General features: G+C 46.8%; 16 protein-coding genes and 1 pseudogene. 8 read left to right on the top strand and 9 right to left on the bottom strand.

Going from position 1 to position 16483, the window contains the following annotated elements; translation table 11 throughout:
• Window positions 1-7: 7 nt before the first annotated feature.
• Complete coding sequence (corA, locus tag ICN34_RS06830) at window positions 8-973, bottom strand: magnesium/cobalt transporter CorA (RefSeq protein ID WP_072583348.1); 966 nt, start codon at window positions 971-973, stop codon at window positions 8-10.
• 73 nt (window positions 974-1046) lie between these two features.
• Between corA and pyrF the strand changes: the two genes are divergently transcribed.
• Window positions 1047-1892: an orotidine-5'-phosphate decarboxylase gene (pyrF, locus tag ICN34_RS06825; protein WP_072583349.1), complete on the top strand. Its 846-nt coding sequence runs from the start codon at window positions 1047-1049 to the stop codon at window positions 1890-1892.
• A gap of 17 nt (window positions 1893-1909) precedes the next feature.
• On the opposite strand, the gene mtgA is transcribed toward pyrF, so the two are convergent.
• Genes mtgA through mpl form a run of 6 tightly spaced genes read right to left on the bottom strand, consistent with a single transcriptional unit; the run spans window position 1910 to window position 8737 of the window.
• A complete protein-coding gene (gene mtgA / locus ICN34_RS06820; RefSeq protein ID WP_216121584.1) occupies window positions 1910-2665 on the bottom strand; it encodes a monofunctional biosynthetic peptidoglycan transglycosylase in 756 nt (251 codons plus the stop codon).
• 9 nt (window positions 2666-2674) lie between these two features.
• Complete coding sequence (aroE, locus tag ICN34_RS06815; RefSeq protein WP_072583351.1) at window positions 2675-3580, bottom strand: shikimate dehydrogenase; 906 nt, start codon at window positions 3578-3580, stop codon at window positions 2675-2677.
• 56 nt (window positions 3581-3636) lie between these two features.
• Complete coding sequence (locus tag ICN34_RS06810; RefSeq protein WP_083564264.1) at window positions 3637-4524, bottom strand: energy transducer TonB; 888 nt, start codon at window positions 4522-4524, stop codon at window positions 3637-3639.
• Entirely contained in the window at window positions 4508-6559 is a 2052-nt protein-coding gene (locus ICN34_RS06805) for a ribonuclease catalytic domain-containing protein (protein WP_216121582.1), read from the bottom strand. Before ICN34_RS06805 ends, ICN34_RS06810 begins: the two co-directional genes overlap by 17 nt.
• A 2-nt stretch (window positions 6560-6561) precedes the next feature.
• Window positions 6562-7296: a beta-ketoacyl-ACP reductase gene (locus ICN34_RS06800; RefSeq protein WP_072583353.1), complete on the bottom strand. Its 735-nt coding sequence runs from the start codon at window positions 7294-7296 to the stop codon at window positions 6562-6564.
• 40 nt (window positions 7297-7336) lie between these two features.
• Entirely contained in the window at window positions 7337-8737 is a 1401-nt protein-coding gene (mpl, locus tag ICN34_RS06795) for a UDP-N-acetylmuramate:L-alanyl-gamma-D-glutamyl-meso-diaminopimelate ligase (protein WP_072583354.1), read from the bottom strand.
• Window positions 8738-8763: 26 nt separating this feature from the next.
• On the opposite strand from mpl, the gene ICN34_RS06790 reads away from it, so the two are divergent.
• The 7 genes and pseudogenes from ICN34_RS06790 to ICN34_RS06765 all read left to right on the top strand — a co-directional run bounded on the left by ICN34_RS06790 (window position 8764) and on the right by ICN34_RS06765 (window position 14432).
• The gene (locus ICN34_RS06790) at window positions 8764-9291 is read left to right on the top strand and encodes a TlpA disulfide reductase family protein (protein ID WP_216121580.1); all 528 of its coding nucleotides are present in this window, start codon (window positions 8764-8766) and stop codon (window positions 9289-9291) included.
• 219 nt (window positions 9292-9510) lie between these two features.
• Entirely contained in the window at window positions 9511-9960 is a 450-nt protein-coding gene (gene aroQ / locus ICN34_RS06785) for a type II 3-dehydroquinate dehydratase (RefSeq protein WP_083564265.1), read from the top strand.
• A gap of 36 nt (window positions 9961-9996) precedes the next feature.
• Window positions 9997-10458, top strand: coding sequence for an acetyl-CoA carboxylase biotin carboxyl carrier protein (accB, locus tag ICN34_RS06780; protein WP_216121578.1), 462 nt, complete (start codon window positions 9997-9999; stop codon window positions 10456-10458).
• Window positions 10459-10510: 52 nt separating this feature from the next.
• The gene (gene accC, locus ICN34_RS06775) at window positions 10511-11875 is read left to right on the top strand and encodes an acetyl-CoA carboxylase biotin carboxylase subunit (RefSeq protein ID WP_072583357.1); all 1365 of its coding nucleotides are present in this window, start codon (window positions 10511-10513) and stop codon (window positions 11873-11875) included.
• Between the two features lie 15 nt (window positions 11876-11890).
• Window positions 11891-12811: pseudogene (gene prmA, locus ICN34_RS11515) on the top strand (50S ribosomal protein L11 methyltransferase); the annotation flags it as partial.
• The gene (locus tag ICN34_RS11510; protein ID WP_255538603.1) at window positions 12800-13420 is read left to right on the top strand and encodes a DUF3426 domain-containing protein; all 621 of its coding nucleotides are present in this window, start codon (window positions 12800-12802) and stop codon (window positions 13418-13420) included. The pseudogene prmA and the gene ICN34_RS11510, both read left to right, overlap by 12 nt.
• A gap of 52 nt (window positions 13421-13472) precedes the next feature.
• On the top strand, window positions 13473-14432 hold the full coding sequence (locus ICN34_RS06765) for a carbohydrate kinase family protein (protein WP_072583359.1): 960 nt from the start codon (window positions 13473-13475) through the stop codon (window positions 14430-14432).
• A gap of 222 nt (window positions 14433-14654) precedes the next feature.
• Here the strand turns inward: ICN34_RS06765 and ICN34_RS06760 are convergent, their stop codons facing one another.
• On the bottom strand, window positions 14655-14963 hold the full coding sequence (locus ICN34_RS06760; RefSeq protein ID WP_216121574.1) for a hypothetical protein: 309 nt from the start codon (window positions 14961-14963) through the stop codon (window positions 14655-14657).
• 331 nt (window positions 14964-15294) lie between these two features.
• On the bottom strand, window positions 15295-16479 hold the full coding sequence (locus ICN34_RS06755) for a ribonucleotide-diphosphate reductase subunit beta (protein ID WP_072583361.1): 1185 nt from the start codon (window positions 16477-16479) through the stop codon (window positions 15295-15297).
• Window positions 16480-16483: the final 4 nt, after the last annotated feature.

The following is a 16483-nucleotide window of genomic DNA, read 5'->3' as shown; positions in this document are numbered from 1 at the left end:
CTGCTAATTACTTCATCCAGCCTTTGCTGTGGAAATACCAGAGTGGAATGATTGCTGAAATTACCATTGCAACAATCGCCATTGGATAACCCCAAGTCGCATCTAACTCAGGCATGTGCTTGTAGTTCATACCCCAAATACTGGCAAGCAAGGTTGGTGGCATTAAGGCTACCGATACCACCGAGAAGATCTTGATGATCTTGGATTGGTTCAAGTTAATAAAACCTACGGTAGCATCCATCAAGAAGTTAATCTTATCGAATAAGAAAGCAGTATGGTTTTCCAGAGAGTCGATATCGCGCAAAATTTGACGCGCTTCCTCCTGCTGCTCATCAGAAAGTAACTTGCTGCGCATAAGGAAGGACAAGGCTCTGCGGGTATCCATCACGTTACGACGAATGCGTCCGTTGGTATCTTCCTCTTTGGCAATGGTTTCGAGGACTTGCTCGGCATCCGCATCATTAATATCATCTTGCAAGACTCGTTTACCAGCTTGCTCCAGGTTTTCATAAACCTCTTCCAAGGCATCAGCAGAATACTCAGCATCGGTTGAATACAAATCTAGCAACACATCTTTTGCATTGCTCACTGAACCAGGACGCAAACGGGCACGCAAGCGAACTAAACGGAACACTGGCAAATCTTCGTCATGAATTGAGAACAGCACTTGCTTGGTCAGAACAAACGCTACTCTAACGTTGCGAGAGGTTTCTTCTTCATCCAATAAGAAATCAGTACGGATGTGGAGGTGGCCATCATCTGCTTCAAAATAACGCGCAGACGCTTCTAAGTCACCCAAGTCATCCAACTCAGGCAAAAGTACGCCAAATGCCTCTTTAATCCAAATTAATTCCTCTTCTTCTGGATCAACCACGTCAATCCAGATAGGATTGGCATATTGCAATAATTCATTGCGATCTTCGACTTGCTCTTGGGAGAGGCGGCCATTTTGCAGGACGAACAAGTTGATCATGGTGAACTCCTAAGGAATGTGCGCTAGTTTATCCTATCGAACATAACAGTTTCACTAAAATAAGCCAAATCCAATGAACTCTCGCTTAAATACCTTTAACCAGCAACTCCAATCCGCATGGGCTTCCCAAGGCAGCATGCTGTGTGTTGGTTTTGACCCGGATCCAAAGCGCTTGCCCCTCCCCATACAAGGGAATGCCGAGGGCATCTATGAGTTCTGCCGAGAAATCGCAGATGCGACCGCGGATTTGGTCTGCGCCTTCAAACCTCAATTTGCTTACTTTGCCTCCCAAAGAGCAGAGGCTCAACTAGAAAAACTAATCAAGCACCTCAAAGATAAATACCCCCACATCCCAGTCATCCTGGATTCCAAACGTGGAGATATCGGCAGCACTGCTGACCATTACGCTCTGGAGGCCTTTGATCGATACGGCGCTGATGCTGTAACCGTGAACCCATACATGGGCTTTGACACGATCGAGCCCTACCTAAAGCACGCAGGCAAAGGAGTTATTGTCCTCTGCCGCACATCCAACCCTGGCGGGTCAGATTTGCAGTTCCTGAATGTGGCACCCAATGGCGAGCCTCTTTATCTGCATGTGGCTAAGCTGGCTGCACAACAGTGGAATAGTTCTGATCAGATCAGCCTGGTAGTCGGCGCTACTTTCCCAGAAGAAATTGCCAAGGTACGCGCCATTGTTGGTGATATGCCCTTATTGATTCCAGGGATAGGTGCTCAAGGTGGTGATATTGATGCCACTGTCAGCGCGGGAAAAATAACCGGCAAACCAGGAGCAGGGATGATCATCAATTCTTCCCGAGCGATTCTGTATGCCAGCTCAGGCGCTGATTTTGCTGAAGCGGCTAGAGTCGTTGCCATGAGTACTCGGGATGCACTTCGAGCAGCTGCAAACAAATAGTTAAATAAAACAAGAAATTATTTACCCGCACCGCTCTTTGGATAAGGCGCCAAGGCAACTCTATCCATATTTTCTAAGACAAATTCTTGGCGAGCGGAATAATTAATACTTCCTCGACGGCAATACTGCTGCTTGTCAAAACACTTTGGCGCTGGCAGCGCTGAAGCTAGAGCAGCAGCTTGGTCCCGATCTAGGGCTGCTGGACTTGTAGCAAAATAATGCTGAGAGGCGGCACCAACTCCAAAAATGCCTTCACCCCACTCTACCGAATTGAGATAAATCTCAAACAATCTCTGCTTAGAAAGTATTAATTCCAAAAGCCCGGTAATGATGAGCTCCTGGCCCTTGCGCAAATAATGTTGCTCTGAAGAAAGAAATAAATTTTTTGCTAATTGCTGGGTAATAGTAGATCCACCCCGTAACGCTATTTTGGATTTATTGCCTGTTTGGGTTTTTTGCTGATTCTGCTGTTGATTTTTCTGCCAGGCTTTTTGCATATCCTCAACTCGCACACCCTTGTGTTGAAAGAAGATATCGTCTTCACTGACTAAAACAGCGCGCTTGAGATTGTTCGAGATCTTGTCATAAGGCACCCAATGAGATTGCACTGGACAGGTCCAATGCCAAGTACATAAGCGCCAACGCTCAGCCCTCTGAAACGCAGTGCTACTGGGATCTAAGCTCATCCATAAAGCAATTTGCAGAGCAAAAAAGATTTGCATGGCAATAAACCCTGCGAGCAAACACTTCACTGGATATAGAAGCCAGCGCATCAGGGCAAATTAACTGCGTAACTCTGCTAAGACTGCGCGGGGGTAAATTGCACTCGCTAATTGCGCACCCCGCCATAGCAAGAATGCATCAGCCGCTTGCTCAACCAACATTCCAAGGCCATCACTTACGCGAGCACCTCGTTGTAAGGCCTGCTGCATGAAGGCAGTAGTTTTACCGTAGACCATGTCATAAGCGAAAGAGCTGGGCACAAAAATATTAGCTACCGCTTCGGGCGTCAATGGAGACTCGTCGGTTAAACCAGCAGCAGTAGCGTTAATGACCAAATCAAATGGATGCTGAGTTTTTGCAACATCCTCCAAATCAGCCAAAGTACGCGACTCCAGCGCTACCTCCTTAGAGCCGGCTAAATCTGCAAATAGCTTAACCAACTCATCCGCTTTTGCGCTGGAACGATTGGCAATGATGAGGGACTTAGGAGATTGCTCAAGCAAAGGACCTATTACACCCCGTGCAGCCCCACCAGCACCGATCAATAAAATACGAGCACTATGCAGTGCAATACCTTGAGCCAGTAAATCGCGCACTAGACCAGCACCGTCGGTATTGTCACCAAAAATTTTGCCTTCCGTCTTCCACAAAGTGTTAACGGCACCCGCCAATTGAGCACGCGGTGTTAATACATCAGCCAAATTTTGAGCATCTAACTTGAAAGGCACCGTTACATTCATGCCTTTGCCGCCTGCAGTAAAAAATGCTTTAGCTGCTTGAGCAAATGAACCTATTTCAGGCTGAAGACGGCCATAGTGCATCCGTTGCTTTGCTTGCTCTGCAAACCGTTGATGAATTGAGGGAGACTTGCTGTGAGAAATCGGATTACCCGCAACCGCATAGACATCCACGCCAGCAAAAAGGCTTGGATCGGTGTGTAGGGAGGCGGTATCAGTAGAGCTCATGATGACTACAGAATAAGCGAATTTGCAAATTGAGTTAGTAAACTTTTTAAATAATATTAATGGCGTAGCTCTAGGCGATCCACGCCATCGCGCGTGAACTCAAAAGTAGAGATCCAATCTAAGACATCGATTTGATTACGCATTTCTGAAGGAAAAGGACCAAATGGCGCAGAGGCTCTCACAATTGCCAGCGCTTGGCGGTCTAGCTCGGGATTGCCAGAACTACGGCCAATCGAGAGCCCATCCTTGCCTTGAGCATTTGTAGTGATTCTGCCTTGGTTATCAACGCTGACAACAATCACTAGACTACCGTACAAAGGGCGTCCATTCGCCCTTGGGAAAAAAGCACTACCGTAAGCCTCAATCTTCTGACGCATCGCATCGTAATAATGCGCAAACGTGACTGCCTTGGTATTAGCTCCAGTCAATACCTTACGTCTAGGCTCTTTACCATCAGCTTGTAAGCGTTTAGCTAACTCAGCCTCTAAAGAATTTAATTGGGGAGTAATTTTTTGCTCGTCGCCACTCTTGCGACCACCTGAACGACTGCGCTGCTCATCTAGCTTAGCGAGCATTTGTTTTTGCTGTTTTTCTAAAACCTCAAGCCTAGCCTCAGCACCCAATCTGGCACGGTGCATTGCTGTGGCATCTTGAGTTTCTGTTTTACCGCCACCCTGCAAATCAGCCTGCGCCAACTTATTTGCTTTTTGAGGTGGCGTTTTATTGCTGGCGTTTACTAAAACCACGCTCAATGGCGTATTGAGTCTGCGGTTCTGAATCTCTCCAACACCCCAACGGAAAGATAAGAAAACAATGTGGATCAGTATTGAAGCGCACAAGGCAAATCGAAAAGGGTGACGATTCCAAGCGCCTCGCAGATAATGCAAAGCCTTACCAAGCCTCTCAGGACATGGAAACTCTAACGATTTAATCTGGGCCAGCATCTTCTTCAGGGTTATCCGAAACTACTTGCTCTGGAGTCTGCTCGGCAACCTGATCGGCCGAAGGCTTTTCGGGGGATTCAATTTTTGCCTCGATCTCCAACACACGAACGCCAGCACTTAGCTGCAGAAAATCTACATCTGCGATCACCACTTCCGCACGGGTCATGCGCGGATGGGTTGCCAATTCAGGGATAGGTAGATGTAGAGGTACTAACTCCACTCTGGACATACCCTCTTTTAAATGGCGCACATGCACTGTTTTCGAATCACCGTCTTGAGTGATCCAACGTAAACACCAATACTTTTCCAAGCGATCTTGGAACTCGCCATAAGCTTGATAGCAAGATTCAAAGTCAGCAGCAATACCCATCAAGGTAGCGTCTCTCGGCGGGAATGGGGCAACCATCTTGGCAGTAACACCATGCTTTGCTAGCGCAATTAATTGCCACTGATTCACCAAATCAGAATATCGACGTAAAGGAGATGTACACCAGGCGTAATAGTCCAAGCCAAGACCCTCATGAGGTCCAGGGGTTGTTTGCATCCGAGTACGCAATGGACCCCAACCCTTTTGAGTTCTGAATAATCCAGGAAGACCATGATCTGCTAGAAGCTGTCCTGAGGCGCTATTACAGAAAATCATCCACTCCGCAACAATCGTATCCAAAATAGAACCGCGTTGACGTGGCACGATTTCTACGCGCTGAACCCCATCAACATCTTGAATCTGAAAATGAAAGTCTCTTGCCAGGGCATTTGGATCTATGACACCTAACTGCTCAGCACGCAAACCATTTGCTAGACGCTTCTCTTGACGCCCTGCATGCAGATGTTTAGCAGCTTGCCATAGAGTCGCCAGCTCTTTGCGATAGGGGTAGTTAGAACCCTCATCCAGCAGACTCTCTTCACTCACGAGATGCTCAATATTTTCCAGGCGCAAATTGGCAGCCATCGGCACCATCTCAGCACGCATCTGCAAGCTCGCTCGATTGGCAATGCCCTCAGGATCAATATCCACATAGATTGATAAGGCTGGTCTAGGCATACCCTCATCTAATGAAAATTGCTCAATTACTGAATCGGGCAGCATTGTAATTTTGTCACCCGGAAAGTACACCGTGGACATGCGATTGCGAGCGACTAGATCTAGTGGATCATCTTTTGTAATGGCCAATCCAGGAGCAGCGATGTGAATACCTACTCGATGCCCGCCCTCGATTACCGTAACGGATAGAGCATCATCAATCTCTGTAGTGCCCGAATCATCAATGGAGAATGCTTGTACCTGAGCAAGCGGCAGCTCAGCAATAGCAGCTGCATATGCTGCTTGATCAACTCCGATAGCAAGGTTGTGATCCGCTCCATTCGGAAAATGCGCCTTCAGGAACAAGCCCTGGTGATAAGCCAAAGGAGAGTCGATTGCACCACAACGAATCATCAGCTGCGCCGGAGACTCCCCGGTTTCAGTGCAGGCTGCGATCAATGCCTTATAGGCAGAGGTATTTTTATCGGGCGAGAAAAGTAATTGCTTGGCTGAAGACTTCAGTGACTCAGGGAAAGTACCAGCAACCAACTCTTGCTGCCAAATGGATTGCTGTTCGAGCTCTTTTTGTTTGCGATCTAATGCAGCCAAACCAGCCTGTAACTGCTCTAGTGGAGCCCTCTGAAACCGTCCGCGCCCCTTGCGACGGAAAAATACTGGCGCCCCTTGCAAGGCAATAGCCAGCGCAACTTGTTGTGGAATGCTCGCTTGTGAGCCAAAGTACTCATGCGCTACATCAACCAAGCCAAACTCTTCATCAGGCGCACAGTCCCAAAGGAACTGCAAATCAATATCGGCAGTGAGTGTGCTGGCTTCATCCATAGCCATTTGAGCTTCAGGCTTTTCAAAACGCAGCCACACTTCCTTGGCTTTGAGTTTGATCTTTTTTCCAGAAAGACTAGTTGCTTGCCAAGACTCTGCATCGCCAGCGCCTGAAGCAGACTGGACTGTGGCGATCTTAATATCGCCACCTTCTTCGTATAAAAGATTCATGCTTAGAGCGAGATCCCGCCGCTGGCCTCTAATGCCACTCCATTAACATAGCTTGCCTCATCGCTTGCTAAGAATAAATACACATTTGCCATTTCAGCGGGGGTACCCAGACGACCAAGCCAACTGCGTTTTTCAATGTCTTGCACAATATTTGCTGGCATAGCCATAACCATTTCAGTGGCGATAAAACCAGGGCACACCGCATTGACTCGAATGCCTTTAGGCCCTAATTCACGCGCCCATGTTTTTGTAAAACCAATCACACCAAATTTAGTAGCTGAGTAATTGGTTTGGCCAAAATTACCGTAGAGACCCACAACGCTTGATGCATTGACCACTGCGCCAGAGCCAGCTTCCAGCATGTGCGGCACGATTAACTGAGTGCAATTAAATACACCCTTCAGATTGACATCAATCACGGTATCGAACTGTGCTTCGGTCATCTTAATTAAGCGTGCATCTTGAGTAATGCCTGCGTTATTGATCAAGATATCAATCCGCCCATGCTTTTGCATTACCTGGTCTACAACTGACTGAATGCTAGCGCGATCGGTGACATTCATGACATAGCCTTCGGCATTAGGCGTTTTTTCAGCCGCGCTATTAACGGCCTCCAGGCCAATATCCGTAATGATAACTTTTGCGCCTTCTTCTGCAAAACGCTGAGCAGTAGCAAAACCAATACCCTTTGCCGCGCCGGTAATGATGGCTACTTTGTCTTTTAGTCTATTGCCCATGATTTGCTTTCTATTTTTGCTTTTGTTATCAATTCTTTTTTTACTGCGCCGAAATGGCTTTTAATATTTTCTGGTGTACGCCACCAAACCCGCCGTTGCTCATTACCAAAATGTGATCGCCAGGCTGAGCCTCATGGGCAACCGCCTTCACTAATGCCTCAAGATCATCAAAGGCATGCGCTTTACCCTGTTCTTGCATATTGAGTGGAGATAAGACATCTGCCAAATCCCAGCCCAATGATTCCTTGCCGGCATTAGCGCCATAGGCAAACACTTTGTCAGCAGCCTCTAGACTTCCAGGCAGTTGAGCTTTCATCACACCGAGCTTCATCGTATTTGAACGTGGCTCAAGTACCGCCAAGATACGTGCTTTACCAACACGGCGACGAAGACCATCAACTGTAGTCGTGATCGCGGTTGGATGGTGGGCAAAATCATCATAGATCGTGATGTCATTTGCAACACCAATCGTTTCCAAGCGACGCTTTACATTCTTAAATTCCGCCAATGCGCGTGCACCATCTGCTGGAGGGATACCAATATGATTTGCGCAAGCAATCGCTGCAAGTGCATTGAGTTGATTGTGTCTACCCATCACACCAGAATCAGGCGCCCACTTCACAGTGGCTACCTCTTTACCTGCCTTGCGCACGATGAAACCATCAGCCTCTTGAGCAATTAAAGACCATTCATTTGTGAGTTCTTGCCCGAACCGCTCTACAGGCGCCCAAGCGCCATGCGTGATCACGCTCGCCAATGCAGGCTCCTCACCATTTACAACCAGTAAACCATCGCCAGGAACAGTGCGCACTAAATGATGAAATTGTGTTTCGATTGCCGCAAGATCAGCAAAAATATCGGCGTGATCAAACTCTAAGTTATTCAATAGGGCCGTACGTGGTCGATAGTGAACAAACTTACTACGCTTATCAAAGAAAGCAGTGTCATATTCATCAGCTTCAATAACAAAATATTTACTTTCGCCTAAACGTGCAGACACTGTGAAATTCAGAGGCACACCACCAATGAGATAACCCGGTTTGTAACCGTTGAATTCCAAAATCCAAGTCAACATAGCTGAAGTAGTTGTCTTGCCATGCGTACCCGCTACAGCTAAAACATGTCGCCCATACAAAACTTGTTCGCCCAACCATTGCGGGCCTGAGATATAGGGTAGCCCTTGATTGAGAATTGCTTCCATCAATGGATTACCACGAGAAACCACATTGCCAATCACGAATAAATCAGGCATGGTCTCAAACTGAGATAATTGCTCGGGTGAGAATCCTTCAATTAGTTCGATGCCTTGAGCTTCAAGCTGCGTACTCATTGGGGGATAGACGTTGGCATCGCAACCAGTAACGCGATGCCCAGCCTGCCTCGCGATTGCGGCAATGCCGCCCATGAAAGTACCGCAAATGCCCAAGATATGTATATGCATTAGCGAATTTTAGCGAAGGAGTTGCAATGAACCGTAGACAATTGATCATCATCGTCGCAATTAGTCTTTTGGCACTCCTTGGGGGTGTACTCACCTCCCAGTGGATTTATAAAACTGGCTTGGCCAGCGATCCCGCTGTGAAAGCATTTTTTGCCAATTCTTGGCAAACGCCAGATGGAAAAACAGTTAATCCCCAAGATTGGCAAGGAAAAGTGTTGGTGGTGAACTTTTGGGCCTCCTGGTGCCCACCATGTGTCGAAGAAATGCCTGCTTTAGATAAGCTCCAGCAAGAGTTCTTGCAGCAAAATGTCTTATTTGTCGGTATTGGTATCGATTCGCCCTCTAATATTCGTGAATTTCTCTCAAAAACCCCAGTGAGCTATCCGATTGTGATTGGGGGTCTTGAAGGAAGCAATCTTTCTAAGCAGCTGGGAAATTCCCAAGGCGCCCTTCCTTTCACCATCATCATCAATGCCAAGGGTAAAGCAAGCTATAGCAAATTAGGAAAAATAAGCGAAGATGACATCAGAAGTGAAATTAAATCCGCTTTATAGGTAGTTTTAAGCTATAAATGGATTTATCGAACCATTAATTTCTGCCTAAAAATTAAGCATTTATTTTGATATCCGCTCCTTAAAGCGATGAAAATTCCTATTTTTGCAGCGAGTTTTTGGTCTTTTCCTAGCTTTAAAAAGGTATACTCCCCTTCATAAGCAATCGAGCATGAAGTTATTTAGCAATTTAAGCTTAACTGCCTCTAAAAACAGGGATCTATGTCGAAAAAAGCTTCAATTCTCGTAATTCAAGGCCCAAACCTAAATCTATTAGGCACCCGTGAACCCGATGTTTACGGAAAAACTACCCTAGAAGATATCCACCAAAGGCTCGGCGAGCTGGCAAAAGCGCAGTCCGTTGATCTCGATACCTTTCAAAGCAACCATGAAGGTGAGTTAATTGACCGCATTCAAAAGGCTAAACAAGATGGGGTTGATTTCATCATCATCAACCCAGGCGCCTTTACCCACACAAGCGTTGCATTACGCGACGTCTTGGCTGGGGTAGCTATCCCTTTTACCGAAGTCCATTTATCCAATATTCATCAGCGCGAAGAATTCCGTAAACATTCCTATTTGTCCGATATTGCGACTGGGGTGATTTGTGGTCTTGGCGCGATTGGCTATGAATTAGCCCTGCAAGCAGCTATTGCTCGCTTGCAGAAATAAAACTATTTAAAGAATGACAAGAGAGGAAGCACTCGTATGGATCTGAGAAAACTAAAAACCTTGATCGACCTAGTTTCTGAATCAGGAATTTCAGAATTAGAGGTAAATGAAGGCGAAGATCGCGTTCGCATTGTTAACGCAGGTTCTCCTGCACCAGCCGCCCAAATGGTTTACGCTAATCCAGCACCTGCGATGCAAGCCGCACCAGCAGCTAGCGCGCCTGTTGCAACAGCTCCTATCGCTGAAGCATCCGCGGCTGAAACTGGCTCTATTGCACGCTCACCAATGGTTGGCACTTTCTACCGCGCCCCAAATCCAGAGTCTCCGAACTTCGTCAACATTGGCGACACGGTAAAAGTAGGTCAAACACTTTGCATTATTGAGGCAATGAAGTTGCTCAATGAAATCGAATCCGAGCACGCTGGTGTGATCAAAGAAATTCTTTGTGAAAACGGTCAAGGTGTTGAATTTGACCAGCCGCTTTTCATCATTGCTTAATTGACTACCTTTAGTTCAATTCCAATTCACTGTTACTTAACTCAGAGCCGACATGTTCGATAAGATTCTGATTGCCAATCGGGGAGAAATTGCTCTCCGCATCCAACGCGCATGCCGCGAGTTGGGAATTAAAACTGTGGTGGTGTACTCCACAGCAGATAAAGAAGCGAAGTATGTAAAGCTTGCCGATGAAGCGGTTTGTATTGGGCCGGCGCCATCTCCGCTTAGCTATCTGAATATGCCAGCGATTATTTCTGCAGCGGAAGTTACCGACGCAGAAGCAATTCATCCTGGTTATGGCTTCCTTTCTGAAAACGCAGACTTTGCAGAGCGGGTTGAGAAATCTGGCTTTGCCTTTATTGGCCCTACAGCTGCATCTATTCGCTTGATGGGTGACAAAGTTTCTGCAAAACGCGCCATGATTAAAGCTGGTGTGCCTTGCGTACCTGGATCAGAGGGCGCACTTCCTGATAATCCAAAAGAAATTATTGCAACCGCAAAAAAAGTGGGCTATCCAGTAATCATTAAAGCTGCTGGCGGTGGTGGTGGTCGTGGCATGCGAGTAGTTCACACTGAAGCTGCGCTGATCAACGCTGTCAATATGACCCGAGAAGAAGCAGGTCGTGCCTTTGGCAACCCAGAAGTCTATATGGAGAAGTTTTTAGAAAAACCTCGCCACGTTGAGATTCAGATTCTTGCCGACACTCATGGCAATGCGATTTGGTTGGGTGAGCGCGATTGCTCTATGCAGCGTCGCCACCAAAAAGTGATTGAAGAAGCGCCGGCACCAGGCATTGATCGTCGCTTGATCGCCAAAATTGGTGAACGTTGCGCAGAAGCCTGTCGCAAGATTGGCTACCGTGGCGCAGGTACCTTTGAGTTTCTCTACGAAGATGGTGAATTCTTCTTCATTGAGATGAATACTCGTGTTCAGGTGGAGCATCCAGTGACTGAAATGATTACTGGTGTAGATATCGTTCAGGAACAAATTCGTATTGCGGCTGGCCTGAAACTCAGCTATCGCCAAAAAGACATTGTTTTCCGTGGTCATGCCATTGAGTGCCGCCTGAATGCTGAAGATCCATTCAAGTTCACCCCGAGCCCAGGCAAAATTGGTTCATTCCACATGCCTGGAGGCCCTGGCATTCGGGTTGATTCGCATGCTTACAGCGGCTATGTAGTGCCATCAAACTATGACTCCATGATTGGTAAATTGATTTCTTACGGTAATACTCGTGAGCAAGCCATTCGCCGCATGCAGATTGCGCTCTCTGAGATGGTAATTGACGGCATTACAACCAACATTCCACTCCACCGTGAGCTCATGCTAGATCCGAACTTCATTGAAGGCGGCACCAGCATTCACTACTTAGAGCATCGCTTAGAAGAGCAAGCTGCGAGTCGCGGCAAATCCTAATGATGAAAGCGCTTCATGTCTTATCGTGAACTGGTATTCACGGTAGCCGCTGAAACCGCCGAGCCTTTGGGTGACGCGCTTTTGGATTTGGGCGCCCTGTCCGTCACTGTTGAAGATGATGCTGCTGGTGGCTATGACGAAAACCCACTTTACGGTGAGCCAGGCCTCTCTCCAGAAGTGCAAGCGTGGGATAGATCAGCAGTAACCGCTCTCTTTAATCCAGAGATTGATGCTTCAGGCAGTGCAGAATTTATTCCCGAACTACTTGCATCCCTTAAAGAGACGGGCTTTCATCTAGCACCTCCTCAAGAAAAAACAGTCGAAGAACAAGACTGGGTTCGTTTAACCCAAAGTCAATTTGCACCCATTCAGATTGGTGAACGGATTTGGGTAGTGCCATCTTGGCACGATGCACCAACTGATCCCAATGCGATCTGCCTTGCGGTTGATCCAGGTCTCGCATTTGGTACTGGCAGCCACCCAACCACGCATTTATGCCTTCTTTGGCTTGAACAACAAAGTCATTTGCAAAATCAAAGTCTCTTGGATTACGGTTGTGGCTCAGGCATATTGGCAATTGCCGCCGCAAAGCTGGGCTGTAAACCAGTGATCGGTACCGATATTGATCCGCAAGCGATGGTTGCTGCTCGTAGTAATGCAGAAATCAATAACACCATCATTCGCTTTGTCTTGCCAAACGAAGGCGCACTCGAACTGGCCGCCGAAACCAAATACGACATTGTGATGGCCAATATTTTGGCAAATCCACTACAAGTTCTTGCGCCAGCCTTAGTCAACAAGATGAAGGTAGGCGGACGCATTGTTTTATCTGGTGTACTTGCCCGCCAAGCAGAAGAAGTGATTACTACTTATAGCCAATGGCTCAAGCTCTCTGTTTGGAAAGAGAGTGAGGGCTGGGTTTGCTTGCACGGCACCTTAAACAAGGACAAGCAAAGCAATTCTGAATCTACTTTTGCTGCACCTGCTCAAAAAAAAAGTCTTAAGTTAGTCCTTTTAGCTGCTTTATTTTTGCTACTCCTTATTTTTGGAGAGCATCTCTCCAGAAATTCATTGCTTCCCGCATTAGCACCACGCATTGATGGGACATCAAATTCCATTTCCGTTAGTGCGTTTCATGTTTTACAACATATCGATGCAAAACTTTGTCGTGCACTAGGATGTCTAGATCGCACTGTGAGCGATTTTTCTGCATGGAAAATAACTTTAGCCGCACTTGCGCCAGAAAACGCGCGAGAAGGCCTTAAAAACCCTGCAAATCAATCTCTGCTGCAAGTGGAGATACAGAATCGTCTAGCTATTGCCGTTTTAGCGCCGAATTTAGAAATTTCTTTAACTGATGCAGAAGAATCTGAAATCAAATCACTGCAATTCACTCCACAAGAGTGGCTACCTAAAGTTTGGCAAGAATCTCATCCTGATTTTTTAAAAAAAGGAATTCCTTCCGGCGAAATGCTGCAGCTTGAGCTGCTTATTTCTCTTCCACTGAATGCTGCGGGCTATCGTGTGCGAGTACTCTACCCCTAAATTAATTCATAAACACTACATTTACACCCAATTTTTATAAAGAAAGTAATTTATGGCTAGCTTGATCTGTGGCTCTATCGCCTACGACACCATCATGAACTTTGAAGGTAAATTTGCCGATCAAATCCTGCCTGAGCAGATTCATATTCTGAATGTAGCCTTCTTGGTACCCACTATGCGCCGTGAATTTGGCGGTTGCGCTGGCAATATTGCCTACAACCTCAATCTTTTGGGCGGCGATCCAATCATCATGGCTACAGTGGGTGGTGATGCCACGCCCTACATGAGTCGCCTTGAGCAACTCAAAATTGATGCAAGCCATATTCGCCAGATCGATCAAGCGTTTACCGCACAAGCCATGATCACTACCGATCAAGCAAACAACCAAATCACCGCCTTTCATCCAGGCGCCATGGGTGAATCCCATCTGAACCAAGTCTCGGCAGTTGTGGCTGAGCGTAGCAAGAACGCTAAGGGTCCAGCGAAATTAGGAATCGTTGCACCCGATGGTCGCCAAGGAATGTGGGAGCACTGCCATCAACTAGCCGATGCCAATATTCCCTTTATCTTTGATCCAGGCCAAGGTTTACCAATGTTTAATGGCCCCGAGCTTCTGGAATTGGTCGATATCGCCAGCTACTTGGCAGTAAATGACTACGAGGGAGAAATGCTTTCTCAAAGAACGGGCTTGAGCTTGGCCAAAGTGGCTGAGCGAGTTAAGGCGCTGATCGTTACTAAAGGCGCTGAGGGGGCTGATATTTATGTTGATGGCAAGGTGATCGCTATTCCATCGGTGCCGGCTGGAAAAGTAGTCGACCCAACAGGTTGCGGGGATGCCTTCCGAGGTGGATTGCTGTTTGGTCTAGAAAATGGCATGGACTGGGACACCACTGGCCGCCTCGCTAGTCTCATGGGCTCAATCAAGATTACCCATCAAGGGCCACAAAATCACCAACTCAGCAAAGATCAGATCGCAGAGCAATTTAAAGCAGCATTCGGCTTTAGTTTCTAAGTAAAAACAGCCTAGGGCGCCTAGGTTTACTAATTTCTCAATCTGGAAATAAAAGAAGGGGTCTCGTGAGAGACCCCTTCTAGTAACACCCGTCCGATTAAGGACGTGTGCCAGTTGGGAAGGGCCAAGCGGCGGCAGGATTCAACGCACTAGTCGCTGGTGCAGCTTTCTTAGCCGCGGGCTTTTTTACAGCGGAGCCCGCTTTCTTCGCAGCAGGCTTACTTACTTTTTTTTTGCTACGCGCTTCTTTGCAACTTTTTTAGCTACTTTTTTAGCAGCTGGCTTTTTAGCAGCAGCTTTTTTAGCAGCAGGGCGCTTCTTAGCTACTTTTTTAGCAGCTGGCTTTTTAGCAGCAGCTTTTTTAGCAGCAGGACGCTTCTTAGCTACTTTTTTAGCAGCTGGCTTTTTAGCAGCAGCTTTTTTAGCAGCAGGCTTCTTTTTAGCTACTTTTTTAGCAGCAGGCTTCTTAGCAGCTACTTTTTTCTTAGCAGCTGGTTTCTTTGCAGCAGGTTTTTTCTTGGCGATTGCCATATTAATACTCCTTCACGTGAGGATTAGTACAAACTACATTAAGAAGACCCGACCATCTAATTCCGCCTGGTTTTGCAACCTTTTGGAGCTGACGAGCGAGCCATTCATCGGCGCGCGGCTTGATGCTAGGTGCTGCACGCTAATGAATCCTGGAAAAAAAGCCGTGGTCCCAAAGGACAACGGCTTCTTAAATGTGCTGGAAAAAATGGAGAGAATAACCCAGGCACCCTTGAGCAAGGGTTTTCGGATTTGAGTCTGTTTTTGCTGACTTCTTAAACTATCCAACCGTCTAATCTCCAATTTAGCCGGCTATGCGCTTACTTACTGCTTACTACTCCCAACTTAGCGCACCGCCAGTTTGATACTCAATAACGCGTGTCTCAAAAAAGTTTCTTTCTTTCTTAAGATCAATCATTTCTGACATCCATGGAAATGGATTCTCTTCATTTGGGAACATCGCGTCAAGTCCTATTTGCAAACATCTGCGATTACAGATGTATCTTAGGTACCCTTTGAACATCGGAGCGTTCAATCCAAGTACTCCGCGAGGCATCGTATCTTCGGCATAACGGTACTCTAATTCGACCGCTTTTTCGAAGATGGATTTGATCTCGTCTTTGAACGCGGAAGTCCATAACTGCGGGTTCTCCAGCTTGATTTGGTTAATCAAATCGATACCAAAATTGCAGTGCATAGACTCATCACGAAGGATGTATTGATACTGCTCAGCAGCACCCGTCATTTTGTTTTGACGACCCATTGCAAGTATTTGCGTAAAACCAACATAAAAGAACAAGCCTTCCATCACGCAAGCAAAAACGATGAGCGAACGAAGCAACTTTTGATCGTTTTCTAATGTGCCAGTCTGAAAATTTGGGTCAGTTAATACGTCAATAAACGGAATTAAGAACTGATCTTTGGCGCGAATCGATTCAATTTCGTTATACGCATTGAAGATTTCAGCCTGATCTAAGCCCAAAGATTCCACAATATATTGGTAAGCGTGGGTATGAATTGCCTCCTCGAAAGCCTGGCGCAATAGGTATTGGCGGCATTCTGGGGCAGTAATGTGGCGATAAGTACCCAAAACAATGTTGTTTGCCGCCAAAGAATCGGCTGTTGTGAAGAAACCGAGGTTGCGCTTAATAATGCGACGCTCATCTTCTGTCAGGCCATTTGGATCTTTCCAAAGCGCGATATCGCGGTTCATATTGATCTCTTGTGGCATCCAGTGGTTTGCACAGCCAGCTAAATACTTTTCCCAAGCCCATTTATATTTAAATGGAACCAACTGATTAACGTCAGTCTTGGCATTAATGACGCGCTTATCAGCGGCATTGACACGCAAGGCAGCGCCACCAGCCGCAGCAGCTTGCACTGGGGCAGCAGAAACAACTTGAGGGGCTACCTGAGCAATCTGATCTACCTGTAGGCGTTGTGGCTCCGCTGCAACCGGCTGCGGTGCAAGACTAGCTTTCGCTAGTGCTGGAGCGACTTCTTCTTCCCAATTCAACATAACT

The organism is Polynucleobacter sp. Tro8-14-1 (assembly GCF_018881655.1).
Classification (GTDB): Bacteria; Pseudomonadota; Gammaproteobacteria; order Burkholderiales; family Burkholderiaceae; genus Polynucleobacter.
The sequence above is the reverse complement of the archived record's forward strand: the minus strand, read 5'-3'. Positions and strand labels throughout refer to the sequence as shown.